The 13,691-nt window shown below is 54.8% G+C and carries 11 protein-coding genes; 6 read left to right on the forward strand and 5 right to left on the reverse strand.

Going from position 1 to position 13,691, the window contains the following annotated elements; translation table 11 throughout:
• The first annotated feature begins 6 nt into the window (after positions 1-6).
• Together FQ179_RS19150 and FQ179_RS19155 are read left to right on the forward strand one after the other, a co-directional pair.
• Positions 7-729, forward strand: coding sequence for a ferredoxin--NADP reductase (locus FQ179_RS19150; RefSeq protein ID WP_370459902.1), 723 nt, complete (start codon positions 7-9; stop codon positions 727-729).
• A gap of 35 nt (positions 730-764) precedes the next feature.
• On the forward strand, positions 765-1,466 hold the full coding sequence (locus FQ179_RS19155) for an RNA polymerase sigma factor (RefSeq protein WP_149398920.1): 702 nt from the start codon (positions 765-767) through the stop codon (positions 1,464-1,466).
• A 49-nt stretch (positions 1,467-1,515) separates the two neighbouring features.
• Here the strand turns inward: FQ179_RS19155 and FQ179_RS19160 are convergent, their stop codons facing one another.
• The 5 genes from FQ179_RS19160 to FQ179_RS19180 form a co-directional block, all read right to left on the reverse strand.
• Positions 1,516-2,595, reverse strand: a complete 1,080-nt coding sequence (locus tag FQ179_RS19160; protein WP_149398921.1) for an ABC transporter ATP-binding protein — start codon at positions 2,593-2,595, stop codon at positions 1,516-1,518.
• Positions 2,588-4,357 carry an iron ABC transporter permease gene (locus tag FQ179_RS19165; protein WP_149398922.1) on the reverse strand — a complete coding sequence of 590 codons (1,770 nt, stop codon included), beginning with the start codon at positions 4,355-4,357 and terminating at the stop codon, positions 2,588-2,590. Before FQ179_RS19165 ends, FQ179_RS19160 begins: the two co-directional genes overlap by 8 nt.
• A gap of 83 nt (positions 4,358-4,440) precedes the next feature.
• Positions 4,441-5,538 carry an ABC transporter substrate-binding protein gene (locus FQ179_RS19170; RefSeq protein WP_149398923.1) on the reverse strand — a complete coding sequence of 366 codons (1,098 nt, stop codon included), beginning with the start codon at positions 5,536-5,538 and terminating at the stop codon, positions 4,441-4,443.
• Between the two features lie 77 nt (positions 5,539-5,615).
• Entirely contained in the window at positions 5,616-8,129 is a 2,514-nt protein-coding gene (locus tag FQ179_RS19175) for an extracellular solute-binding protein (RefSeq protein ID WP_149398924.1), read from the reverse strand.
• Positions 8,119-8,790, reverse strand: a complete 672-nt coding sequence (locus FQ179_RS19180; RefSeq protein WP_149398925.1) for a response regulator transcription factor — start codon at positions 8,788-8,790, stop codon at positions 8,119-8,121. Before FQ179_RS19180 ends, FQ179_RS19175 begins: the two co-directional genes overlap by 11 nt.
• 645 nt (positions 8,791-9,435) lie before the next feature.
• Between FQ179_RS19180 and FQ179_RS19185 the strand changes: the two genes are divergently transcribed.
• The 4 genes from FQ179_RS19185 (at position 9,436) to FQ179_RS19200 (ending at position 13,420) form a co-directional block, all read left to right on the forward strand.
• Positions 9,436-10,446, forward strand: coding sequence for a tripartite tricarboxylate transporter substrate binding protein (locus tag FQ179_RS19185; RefSeq protein ID WP_149398926.1), 1,011 nt, complete (start codon positions 9,436-9,438; stop codon positions 10,444-10,446).
• A gap of 104 nt (positions 10,447-10,550) precedes the next feature.
• Positions 10,551-11,810, forward strand: coding sequence for a CaiB/BaiF CoA-transferase family protein (locus FQ179_RS19190; RefSeq protein ID WP_149398927.1), 1,260 nt, complete (start codon positions 10,551-10,553; stop codon positions 11,808-11,810).
• Positions 11,811-11,834: 24 nt separating this feature from the next.
• On the forward strand, positions 11,835-12,566 hold the full coding sequence (locus tag FQ179_RS19195; protein ID WP_149398928.1) for an enoyl-CoA hydratase/isomerase family protein: 732 nt from the start codon (positions 11,835-11,837) through the stop codon (positions 12,564-12,566).
• A 77-nt stretch (positions 12,567-12,643) separates the two neighbouring features.
• A complete protein-coding gene (locus tag FQ179_RS19200) occupies positions 12,644-13,420 on the forward strand; it encodes an enoyl-CoA hydratase/isomerase family protein (protein ID WP_149398929.1) in 777 nt (258 codons plus the stop codon).
• Positions 13,421-13,691 lie beyond the last annotated feature (271 nt).

A 13,691-nucleotide genomic window follows, 5' to 3' on the forward strand; every position in this document is an offset into this window, starting at 1 on the left:
AAAATCGTGTCCATACCTACAATTCTCAAAGCCCGCCAGTCAGTTGCCGAAGGCACTATGGCATTTCACTTTGATAAGCCCGCAGGGTTTGATTTCAAGCCCGGGCAGGCTATTGATGTCATTTTGCCGCGCGAGGGCATCGCCAACGACTCACCTGATGCGCGTCATACATTTTCTATCGTAAGCGCGCCATTTGAAAACGAGCTTGTGGTAACCACTCGCATGCGCGACAGTTCGTTCAAACGTGCGTTCGGAAGCTTGCCTATCGGCGACCCGATTGAAATAGAAGGCCCCTTCGGCTCGCTGACCCTGCCCAAAAGCCACGCGCGCCCTGCTGTGTTGATTGCGGGTGGCATTGGCATTACGCCCTTCATGAGTATGGTGCGACACGCAAACAAAAACCAAACGCAGCAAGACTTGTTGCTCATTTACTCCAACCACCGCCCCGAGGACACCGCGTTTCTCGATGAGCTCCAGCAACTGGCAAAAAGCAACCCGCGATTTCACATGGTCGCCACCATGACTGACATGGATCGTTCGTCCCAGACCTGGGCCTCCCATACAGAACAGGTTGATGCAAACCTGATACAAGAAGCCACAAAAGGCTTAGACACACCCGTCTTTTATGTTTCGGGCCCTCCGGGCATGGTGCGGGCGATGTCAAAAATACTTGATGAAGCGGCTGTGGACGAAGAAAACGTGCACAGTGAAGAGTTCTATGGCTATTAAGTCTGGAGTCTTCGACCCAGGCATTTGGAGCAACCATGCAAAACTCACACAACCTGGCCGTATCAGCCATTTCGAGCCAGACACCAGATGCCGAGCTGGTGCTGCGCGCCGCCTCAGGCGAAGAAGCAGCCTTCGAAGCCATTATGCGCCACAACAATCGGCTGCTGTTTCGCACAGCACGCAGCATTGCAAGCACTGATGAAGATGCAGAAGATGTACTGCAAGAAGCCTACCTGCACGCGTGGCGCGCGCTTGGCAGCTTTCGTGCAGATGCCAAACTCTCAACGTGGCTGGTGCGAATTGTCGTCAATGAAGCGCTCGGGCGCTTGCGACGCAAACGCGCTAATGTCATTCCACTGGACGCTGCGATGATATCTCCAGATCCTGAAATACAAGCCTCGTTGGCGGCAGATGCCAACCGACAACCCGAACCAACCGCCATGCGTACACAACTGCGTAAACTGATGGAGGCCCGAATCGACCTGCTTCCTGATCTGTATAGAACGGTGTTCATGCTGCGTGCAGTCGAAGAAATGAGCGTCGAAGAAGTTTCGCACGTACTCGACATGCCTGAAGCAACCGTGCGCACCCGGTTCTTTCGCGCCCGAAGCTTAATGCGCGAAGGTCTTGCCAGCGATATGGACATGACACTGGGCGATGCGTTCTCGTTTGACGGGGCGCGCTGTGATCGCATTGTTGCCACCGTTCTGGCTAAGCACAGGGGTTCCCAGGCCTGAAGGCCGTTAGCCGCCTGACGCACTCAGGTAGCTAACGGCATGCCCAGGGTCAAACCGGAAACACCCATACATGCTCTGTGGGCAACTCCAGGCTGACGCCTTCCGGCACTCTTTCCTGCGTGCCATATGCACGCAGCACAAAGGTTTCTTGCGCATCAGCGCTGTGGCCGCGAAACAGGTATTCCCATTTTTCGCCCAAGTACATACTGGTCAACAAAGGCAGCTGCAGCGTGTTTTCTCCCCCACCAGTGCGCAGCCTGACCTGCTCGACACGTATGATGGCTCGTGCGGTCTGGCCTACGCTCAGGCCCTCGCCTGCCCTGCCGCGCAACGTCCATCCGTGGCATTGCACGGTTGCTTGCCCATCGGTAATATCGCTAACCGTACCTTCCAGGGCGTTGTTGCTGCCCATGAACTCTGCACAAAACAGAGAGTGAGGCGATCCGTACATTTCTTGCGGCGTTCCCTGCTGTTCGATCTTGCCATTGTTCAGCAGCAAAATACGGTCAGAGATCGCCATGGCTTCATTCTGGTCGTGCGTCACCATGATGGCCGAAAGGCCCAGTCGCAGGATCAGCTCACGCAAGAAAGCTCGGGCCTCTTCACGTAACTTGGCATCCAGATTGGACAATGGTTCATCCAGCAGAAGAACGGGCGGGTTATAAACCAACGCCCTGCCGATGGCCACGCGCTGCTGCTGCCCGCCTGAGAGCTCATGAGGGTAACGCTGCCCCAATTTGCCCAGCCCCAGTTGGTTGAGTATTTCTTGCACACGCGTTTGTTGTTCCGCCTTCTTGATCTTGCGAAGCTTGAGCGGATAAGAAATGTTTTCTGCCACCGTTTTATGTGGCCACAAGGCATAAGACTGAAAAACAATACCCAGTTCACGCTGATCTGCGGATACCTCGCTGCGGGTTTCGCTGTCATAAAGCACGCGTTCATTCATGACAATACGACCCTTTTTGGCCGCTTCAAGCCCCGCCACCGCCCGCAACAGCGTGGTTTTCCCGCTGCCCGAAGGGCCCAGCAAAGACACCACCTCACCGCGCTGCAGCTGCATGGACACCCCTTTGAGTACAGGATTGGTACCGTAGTCCAGGTGCAGGTTTTCGACAGATAATTCAATCATGAAGTTTGACTCCAAAGCGCAATGCCACGGCCAGGCCAGCGACAACCAGAACAATGTTTATGAAGGAGAGCGCTGCCACAATATCTATGGCGCCTGTTGCCCATAACGACACTAGCATGGACCCTATGGTTTCAGTGCCTGGCGAAAGCAGATAAACACCCGTGGAATATTCGCGTTCAAAAATCAGAAACATAAGCAGCCACGAACCGATAAGCCCGTAGCGCGCCAGCGGCACGGTAATGTGCCTGGTAACCTGTCCACGTGTAGCGCCTGTGCTGCGGGCCGCTTCTTCAAGCTCGGGAGCCACTTGCAGCAATGTCGCGGAGATCAGGCGTATGCCATAAGCCATCCAGACCACCGAATAGGCCAGCCAGACGCTGAAAATGGTCGATCTGAGTGCACGCATGGGTTCGATAGCATGCTCGCGCAGCCAGCCTGCCATGGGCAGTACCGAAAACCAGCCATCTTTGAGTGAGTTATCAAACCACATGGGCACAAACAGGAATACCCACAAAAATGCCAGACCTGCCAACAACCCTGGCACAGCACGTGGCACTAACACGCTGTAGTCCATAAAGCGGCTAACACCGTCATTTTTGCGGTGCGTCACCAGTGCGATGGCGGTGTAGCACGCCACGGCAAGGGCACCGCCAATAACACCGATAGCGACCGAGTTAACGATGGCCCTAATGAGGGTCGGTTGCTCAAAAACCGTGCGAAAGGCACTTACGGACAAGACATCAAACAGGGAAACGCCATACCCCCAGTTCGACACAAACGCCCGCAGCACGACGCCTGCCAAGGGCACAACAATGGCAACAAACAACCAGAGCATTACGACGGCGCCCGCCACCCAGCGCCATTTACCCAACGGGAGCGGGCGTGGGCGAGAGGCCTTGCCTTTGACCGTGGCATAGCGATTGGCACTGCGCAACAGGTGTCGCTGCAACATAACCAGCGGAATGGTAAAGGCAATTAACACCATGGCCACGGCCGCCATCAAGTGATAAGACGGGATACCCAGCTTGTTGGTCAGCTTATAAAGATAAGTTGACAGGACCAGGTGACCTTCTGGGTCGCCCAGCACCAGCATCAAGCCGAACACTTCAAGGCCCAGAAAGAACAGCAACACCGTGGCATACGAAATGGCGGGGCGCACCATGGGCAGGCTGACTGCCGTCATCACCTGCAACGGACTGGCGCCCGCAGTACGCGCGGCCTCTTCAACGTCAGAACCCAGGCTGTGCAGGGCCGACGAGATGTACAGATAGGCGTAGGGCACGTGCGTGAGCCCGGCAATTACGATAATTGCGGGCAAGGAATAGATATTCCAGGGCACAAAGCCCAGTATGTCATTGGCCCAGGTTGAGAAAAAACCCACAGGGCCTGCCGCCACAACATAGCCAAAGCCCAGCACCATGGGCGAGACAAATACCGGAACCAGAATCAGCGGTTCTATCCAGCGGCGCCCGGGCAGATCGGTACGCGATACCAAGAAGGCCAGGATCCCGCCCAGTGGTATGGCGATAATACAAAGCCCGAAAGCCAGCATAAAGCCACTTTTAAGCGCCTTGTAGAAATCCGGGTCAGAAAATATAAACGCATAGCCTTCAACGCCAAATTGGCGTGACGGCACAAAAAACGGTGCCGACAGAAAGCTTTGAATAACGATAAGAGACAACGGCAGGTAGATCGCCAGCGCCGTAAGGGCTACGGTCAACCCGCGCGGCAAAGACTGCCATCCGCGGCGCAAGGAATGCATTGATATCACCCTGGAAAATAATGCACGTCCGCGCCTAAGCTCGAGGCGCAGACGTGCTGGTCAGTAACGCGAACAGTAGCTACTTACTTGCCTGTCGCGGTACGCCACTCTTTGATGAACTCCAGGCGTTTGTCTTGTTGCAGATAGTCAAGCAGCGACTTGTCAACAGGAATAGGCTTGAGCGACTTGCCAAGCTTTTTGGTCATACCATCTACGTCATTGTCGCCATCGATATCATCGCGCACCGAGGCAAGGTCTGCCTTATTGGCGAGCACGTTCTGGCCCCGCTTGGACAGCAAGTAGTCCATCCACAGCTTGGCAGCATTTTCGTTTTTAGCCGTTTTACCTATAAACGCGACACGCGAAAGCACCAGGGTGTAGTCGGTGGGGTAGGCAACGCCAAGGCCAGGGTCTTTCTTGGCCCGCGTTTCAGCGTATGAGCCCAGCACGTTGTAGCCGATGAGGTTTTCACCCGAGGAAACGCGCTCCATCATGGTGCCGGTAGAAGACTGCACAACCATACCCGCCTTGGCGATGCCTTTGAGCACGTCAAAGTAGTTAGGATCATTGCGACTGTCTTGAACGGCCAGCATAAAGCCCACGGCCGATTTTTCGATATCGTAGGTGGTAACTTTGTTTTTGAAGCGGGCCAGATCACTGTCTATGAGTTTGGCCAGTGCCGGGTGTGTGGTGGGCACTTCTTCCGACTTGATCAGACGTGTGTTGTAAATAAATACGGCAGGCTCGTAGGTTGTGCCATAGGCCGCATCATTCCACACAGACCACTTTGGAAGATGGCTGATTTCAGGCGATTTGTACGTCATGGCGTAGTCAACGGCCAGTTTCAGCGCGGAATCCATTGACGAACTCCAGATTACATCGCCGCTGTTGCCGCCTGAAGCCTGCTCGCTGATGTATCGACTGTACAGCTCGGTGCTGTTCATGTCGTTGTACTCAACCTTGACGCCCGGGTACATGGCTTCGAAGTCTTGAATGACGGGGTTCGCGGCTTTGGTATCTGTGGTGGAATAGACAATGACTTTGCCTTCTTTCTTGGCAGCGTCCACGATCTGCTGGTAGTCGGCAGGGTAATTATCAGAGACTTGGGCAGAGACCGTGCCAATAAGAAAAGCACTGAATACGGCAGCCGAGACGGCTGCCAATTGTGGGCGACGTAACATAGTTGTCTCCTGGAAATATAGTTTTAAACACAAGCAGGCTTTAGCCCGTCTAACAACCATATTAAGGGCATCACCTGTCAGCGTCCTGTCATGAGGCTTCGGTCGGGCGTATCTGTAACCAGACGCTTCCAGTTTTTCAGAAAGCGGCTATGGCGTTGCTGATCCAGCCCAACCAGTAGTGCCGGCGTCAGTGCTATGGGCTGCACGATACTTTGCGACAGCATAAATGGGCCGCTCGGGTATCCTTTTTCTGTGTTCGTGGCCGTAATGGCGCCCAGGCCTGCCTGGTTGGCCGCCACTTTCTGGCCCTCGGGCGAGAGCAGCCAATCAAGAAACATTGCGGCCAACTGCGGATGGGCAGTGCTTCGGGCAATTAGCGCTGCACGCGAAAGCACCAGAACATAGTCTTGCGGCACAACAATGCCCAGCGCGTGCCCTGCTGCCTGCCGTGCCATGGCATAAGAACCAAGCACGTTGTAGCCCAAGTACAGTTGCCCGGATTCAATTTTGTCCAGAATATCAACGGTGTTGGCTTCGAGCTGGATCTCAACCTGCCCGAACGCGTTGGCCAGGCCCCAAAAGTTTGACGACAGGGTTGCGTCCTGCACAGCCAGCAAATGCCCGACACTGCTAACAGCAATATCGTAAGTACCTATACGCCCGCGCATGTCGACGGGTTCATGCTCCAGCAGGCTTAACAGCGCCTGACGTGAACGCGGCACGGTTTCTTCAGAAAAGCGATTCAGGTTATAGACCAAAACAATAGGCTCGAAGGTAAAACCAAATACCTCTGAACGCCATACAGCCCACGAAGGCAAGCGATGCCCGTATTCAGAAACATGACGCAATGCATAGCCGTCATTGGCCAGCTTGATCTGCAGATCGACCGCCGAGCTGATCAGCACATCAGCCTGCGGCAAGGCGTTTGCAACCGTCTGTTCATACAACTGGCGCGTGCCAAGCTCGTGATAAACCAGCTCAACGTCGGGATGGCTCTTTTGAAACGCAAGGGCCAGTGGCGCAAACAGTATGGTGTCGGTTGAACCCGCGATGGTCAGGGTTGTACCCCCATGATCTGCGGGGTAGCGCGTAATTGTGTCAGAGGGCGCTCCGGTGCCCTGCGCGGGTGCCCTGCCCGGCAGCACCAGGCCAGCTAGTGCCATCAAGACCACGGCACATACCAGGCTTACGGATGCGCCTGCCCGCTCCATACTCGCCGGCATGGAAATGGGCAAGGTCACGCACACCAACAGACCACCACCCCCGCGGTTGCGCAAGGTTAACGTACCGGTATGCGCCTCAACCACTGATTTCACAATTGATAACCCCAGGCCTGATCCAGGCATGGCTTCAGCCGCACTGCCACGACCAAAACGCTCCAGCACCCTTTCACTTTCTTCACTGGCAATACCTGGCCCACGGTCGGCAACCGTCAGACCCAGGCGATTGCCGGGCAGCTTGTCGACCTGAATTTCAACAACACCTGCTGGTGCATAGCGCAAGGCATTATCCACGAGATTGCGCAGCATCTCGCGCAAGGCCACCCTGTCTCCCCAGACGCGTGCACGACGTACTTCAGGGGCTATGGCAATACGTAACCGCTGCAGATCCAATGGACCTATGCGTTGCCGTGTTTCATTAACGATTTCCGCTATGCCTACCATGTCATTTCGACGAGACTCCATGCGATGCGTAATGGTGGCGTCCATAAGCAGCTGGTTGACCAACTGGCTGGCGCGGCAGGCGTTCAGGTGAATACGTGTGAGCCGCTCACGCATCTTTTCGGGGTTGGTTTCTTCCAGGGCTACTTCAGACTGCGCACGCAATGAGGCCAATGGCGTGCGTACCTGATGAGCCGTGTCGGCTACCAGATTGTTCAGGCTGTTCAGCATGCCTTGCAACCGCAGCATAAAGCCGTTGAGCGCATCGACCAGTCGCCGCACCTCGCGCGGAACCGGGCTGGCCAGAGCGTGCAAGTCATCGGGCTTGCGGTAACGAAGTTCATTTTCTATAAGTTTTAACGGGGCCAGAGCATGCGTTACACCGAACCACAACAAGCCTAGCGCGACCGCCACCATAATGAGCAAGGGCAACACACTGCGATTGAGGATTTCTTCGGCGAGCGCCTCACGCGCCCCGCGCGTTTCCGCCACCCTGACGGTGACCCAAGCCGCCTGCTGATTGAAGGAGGCCAGCCTGCCCACTGTGCTGATGCGAACATCATCGTTTCGATAGTGTGCATCGTAAAACGTAGCGTCTGCGGAATTGGCCAGAGGCAGATCACGGTCAAGGTCGTCGTAACCCGTAATCAGTTTGCCCTGGGCGTTGCGTACGGTGTAAAAAACCCGTTCGTTGCCCGACAACATGGCCAGTGCCGCAAAAGGAAGCTCCATGGTCACCTGATTGTCTTCGATTTGTACCGCCCCCGCAATCGACAGGGCCGAAGCCGCCAGCAGCCGGTCAAAGGCGCGGTCGGCTGCACGCTGTGCATAGTCGTGCAGAAAGACCGCAAGGGCTGCCGATAAGCAGAGCAGCAACACAACTGCCACCATGAAGATACGACTGCGAATCGAAAAAACATTACTGCTCATGGCAACGCGCCTGATAGCCTACGCCGCGTACCGTCACGATTTCAACCGAAGACCCCTGCAGCTTTTTGCGCAGTCGCGACACCTGAAGCTCGAGTGCGTTGGTCGATACATCGTCGTCCGCATTAAAAACCTGATTCATCAGCCGTTCTTTGTGCAACGTTTGGCCCATGCGCCCGAGCAATACCTCAAGCAGTCGAAACTCCCGTCGACCAAGGTCCAGGGGCTGACCACACCGGCTTGCCACGCGCCCTGCCATATCAAGAGAAAGGTCTCCATACTGCGCCAGGCTGGTCGTCGCACCCGCCGGGCGGCGCACCAGGGCACGCAGCCTGGCTTCTAGTTCGCGCAGATCAAACGGTTTGACCAGGTAGTCATCGGCACCCAGATCAAGCATGTTGACCTTATCTTCGATTTCGGAGCGCGCGGTCACAACCAGCACTTGCGCTTCACAGCCTGCCGCCCGCAACTCACGCAACACGGCAAAGCCGTCTTTTTTAGGCAGCATGATGTCAAGAACAATGGCATCAAAATCACCACTGACCACCCACGTCAAGGCCGAGTTGCCGTCGCGCACCCATTCAACGCAATGACCACTAGCACTGAGCTTGCTTTCAATGGCGTCACCCAGATCAAGATTGTCTTCCACTAACAATATGCGCATGCCGGCCTCTGTTGATCAAGCTAAGTTTTGACGATGGCTACGGACGGTTGGTCTGTAATTATTATTGTTTGGCCCGCTTTGTGAGGCGGGCTCTCGAAAACCTATGCCACGGCCAGAAGCGCAAGGCAGGCAATTGATTACCTGCTTTTTGCAGGTGCTTTTGCCGAAACCAACGGGCCATACAAAGCGCAAACAGTGCGATGGGCACTTCAACATTTAACACCCAATTATAGGAGCGGGCAGGCATATTTGCGCATGATAACCGTGCTCTGCACTGTAGAGCGCTTACCCGGTTGGTGTGCGCCCTATCGCCCACATCATGAGTACATTGTCGCAACATCGCAGCGCTGACGAGCCCGTCACCCTTGTTGCGCAAGAAATCAACAAACTGCCACAGCACACCTATCTATATGTTAGCCAATACGCCGCAAGGCACGGCTTCATCCCATTATTGGACACATTCACTTTCCCTTAGCCACAGACAGCAGCGCTTCGTAAACACGGCACGATTTTGTGCGATTAACGAACATTTCTTATTTTTTGGCCCTATATCTGTGTCTCCGAAACCCGCATTGCCTAGACCTGGGCCCGGCTGCCCGCGCAGAATAGAAACACTAAACCACCGAGTGATAACAGAGGTAGACAATGCTCTTCAAGTCCAAAAACTTCGCTGGAACCGCAACAACAGTACTGGCAGCCAGTCTGATAGCAAGTGCTTCATTCATCCCCTCTTTGGCGCATAGCGAGAACGTCGACAATTGGCCAGATCAACCCATTAGCCTGCTAGTGGGTTATGCGCCGGGCGGCACGACTGACGGCACTGCGCGCATCGTCGCACAGCAATTAAGTATCAAGCTGGGGCAAACCGTAGTGGTCGAAAACAAGAGCGGTGCCAATAGCAATATTGCAGCCGATGCAGCTGCCAGGGCCAAGCCTGATGGCTACACCCTGTTTGTGGCAACCGCATCAAACGCTATAAACCCAAGCCTGCCAACCAAGGCCAAGTACGACATGGAAACCAGTTTTGTTCCGGTGTCATTCATATGCAGCGTGCCTGACATTCTGGTGGTGCCTTTGGATCCGCCCATTAAGACGCTCAAGGAATACACCGCCTACGTAAAGGCCAACCCCGGAAAAATGACATTCGGGTCACCTGGAAATGGGTCATCCGTTCATCTGGCGGGCGAACTTTTCAAACAAGTAACCGGCGCCGAAATGCAACACGTTCCCTACCGCGGAAGCAGCCCTGCCGTCACGGACTTGATCAGCGGAAGAATTGGCTCGATGTTTGACAACCTGCCGACGGCTTTACCGCAGATCAAGGCAGGCAAGGTACGTGCGCTGGCCGTGGCCACACTGGAACGTACGCCGGCATTGCCCGATGTACCAACGTTCAACGAGTCGGGGTTTCCGGGTTTTGAAGCGTACTCATGGACGAGCATTGTTGCGCCGGCGGGCACACCAGAGCCTATTGTGACGAAGATTAATCTTGCCATGAAAGAAATTCTGGCTGACCCCAAGGTTAGAACTCAACTGGAGCAGCTAGGCTCGGTGCCCAAGTATATGACTACAGATGAATTTGGCGGCTTCATAAAACAAGAGATCAGCAAGTGGGGCGCCGTAGTCAAGAAGATCGATTTCAAGAACATAGATTGATCAAGAACCAGCGGCCACCGCATTGTGTTGGTGGCCGTGCCAGCGAATTCGCCTGATGCCTGGTGTTGATCGCTATCAGAATATTTTGAGGATGTTATCGCGTTATGAATGAGGCTTTGCAGGGCATAAAGGTATTAGACCTTTCACGAATTCTCGCTGGCCCCTGGTGCACGCAGATGCTGGCCGACCTGGGCGCTGAGGTAATCAAGATAGAGCACCCGACCAAAGGCGATGACACGCGACACCTTGGCCCACCATGGGCGACAGACACCAGCGGGCAGGCCTCGACCGACGCCACTTATTACGCATCGACCAATCGGAGCAAGAAGTCTATAGGCGTAGATATTGCTACGCCCGAAGGTGCGAAACTCATCCAGGCGCTGGCCGCCAAGTGTGATGTATTCATAGAAAACTTCAAAGTTGGTGATCTGGCAAGGTATGCGCTGGATTATGAAAGCATCAAGAAGGTGAACCCCGAGATTATCTACTGCTCCATTACCGGTTATGGCCAGACGGGCCCTTACGCAAATCGCCCAGGCTACGACTTTGTCTTTCAGGCAGAAGGTGGCCTGATGAGCATTACCGGGGAGCGAGACGACTTGCCCGGCGGCGGCCCTCAAAAGTCGGGCGTACCCATTGCGGATTTAACAACTGGGCTTTACGCCTCGACGGCCATTCTTGCAGCACTGAACTTCAAAAACACCACGGGCGCAGGCCAATATATCGACATGTCACTGCTGGATTGTGTCGCTGCTCTTGCGTCAAACCAGGGCACATATCATCTAATGAATGACATCAAGCCCCACCGTTGGGGCAATGCCCACCCTGCGCTGGTGCCTTACCAAATATTCGATGCCAGCGACGGTCAGATCGTGGTCGCTGTCGCCAACGACGTGCAATGGCAACGTTTGTGCAAAGCTATCCAGCGAACGGATCTTGGCGCAGACGCCCGTTACAAAACCGCCACCGGACGCATTAACCACCGCGACGAACTGCTGGCGCAGGTCGAAGAAACCATTCGGGCGCAAAGCTTCGAAACCTGGTTGAGGGTGTTTACAGAAATGGACATCCCGCACGGAAAAATCAACGATTACGAAGAGGTGTTTGCTCACCCCCAAATCGTCCATCGCGAAATGGCCGTGGAGGTCAAAAACGAAGATGACGATGCCAGTGTTCGCCTGATTGCAAACCCCATTAAATTCAGCCGCACACCCGTCCAGTACAAGCATTCACCCCCAAAACTGGGCCGGCATACGCGATCCATGCTGATGGAAATGCTAGACCTTTCAGAAGCTGAAATTGAAAGCCTGAACTCCCGCAATGTAATTCGATGCGGTCAGAAAACACCCGAGACTCATAGTTAAAACACGGGCACAAAAGGAAAAGACATGATTGAAACCGCAATTGAAAACGACGTTCTCGAGATTTGTATGAACCGGCCGGAAGCCAAGAATGCACTGACCCACGACATGTACCACCAGCTGACAGAAATACTGAACAAATACGGCTCCGGCGACGACTGCAAGGCAATTATTCTTTACGGTGCCAACAGCTGTTTTACAGCGGGCGCAGACCTAAAGGATTTTCAGCGCAAGCGTGGGCCGGGAGACTCACCCGCCGTAACGTTTTTGCGCGCCATTAGCCAGGTCAAGGTGCCTTTGATTGCCGCCGTCGAGGGCTATGCCATCGGCATCGGCACCACGCTGCTGCAACATTGCGACTTCGTCTACGCCACTGCCAACGCCAAGTTCCGCCTGCCTTTTGTTGCGCTGGGGCTTTGTCCAGAGGGCGGCTCGTCGCTTCTGCTCGAAAAGCTTGTGGGTCAACGTAAGGCGACTGAGTGGCTATTGAGCTGCCGGTATTTTGATGGGCAGGAGGCTCTGGATTCAGGCTTTATTACCGCGCTGACTGAAAGCGGCGAAACGCTGGGCAAAGCCAGAGAAATGGCGAATTCACTCGCCGGCTTGCCACAAGGCTCCATCACACTGACCAAATCCATGCTCAAGGGATGGTCGCAAGGCGGGCTTCAAGAGGCGTTCGACAACGAAGTGAAGATGTACGCTGAACGCCTTGCGTCAGACGAGACACAGGCACAAATCAAAAAATCGGCCAAGCGGTAGGCGCACTTCAATGCACAGGTCAGACGCGTCTGGCCCGAAGATACCGTTTTTAAAAACCTAGAACTGAATACTTATCAATGACTACTGAAAATCAAGAAGAGATTGTCGTGGAAACCATAGGCCAGGTTGCCGTGGTCACTTACAACCGTGGAGGCCGTCGCAACGCATTATCCTTGAAGGCGATCAAGGAGCTGACACGCATTGCAGAGTCTTTCCAGGACAATGCCGACGTTTCCTGCGTCATTTTGACCGGCACAAAATCAGAGTTCTCGGCAGGCGTTGACCTTAAGGATCCTGAGCGCTGGACGGTCGACCACCTTAGCCTGGATGAGCTGCGCATTCTTTCCTCCTGGGGGCCAAGAATGTGCAAGGCCTGGGAAGAAATTCCGCAAATCACTATTGCTGCGATCGAAGGGTTGATCATCGGCGGCGGTGTGGCGCTCGCGGTCAGCTGCGACTGGCGCGTTGCGGCACGCAGCAGCTATTTTCTTGTACCCGAGGCACAGATCGGCATACCGCTAGGCTGGCAGACCATACCCCGGCTCAACACGTTGGTGGGTGGTTCGCGCGCCAAGCAAATCATTTTGCTGGGCGACAAAGTCGACAGCCAGACCGCACTAGACTGGGGGCTGGCCGACTGGGTTGTTGATGACGGCGAAGCGCGCAACACTGCGCTGGCACTGGCAGAAAAGCTTGGGCGAACTACCGGCGTTATCGTAAAGATGACCAAAAAAGCCGTCAACGCGCACAACCATGCCCTGAATCATTTATCAAGCCACATGGACCTTGATCAGCTGCTTATGTGCAGCCAGGGTAATGAGGCCCGCGCAACCCGCGCGCAGTTTCAAAAATAATAGCAAGAACCACGCAACGCTAAACCCGACCGTTAGCGGTTGGGTTTAGCGTTGCGCACGTCGACGTCAAGAGCATCTGTATCAAAAAACACACCGCTTGAGGGCTGGCAAAGCGACATCGGCATGAGGGTGAAGTCGTTAGACTGAAAGCGTTGCTTGAATACCAGGCAACTCAGCCCCTATGTGGTTGCTTAATCTTGAATGACGTCAACTCACTTAGAGGCGGCAGTCACCATAAAGTGACTGCCGCCATCGCACTTGTGCTCATTGT

The sequence above is a fragment of the Pusillimonas sp. ANT_WB101 genome (genome assembly GCF_008369125.1).
Taxonomy (GTDB): domain Bacteria; phylum Pseudomonadota; class Gammaproteobacteria; order Burkholderiales; family Burkholderiaceae_B; genus Allopusillimonas.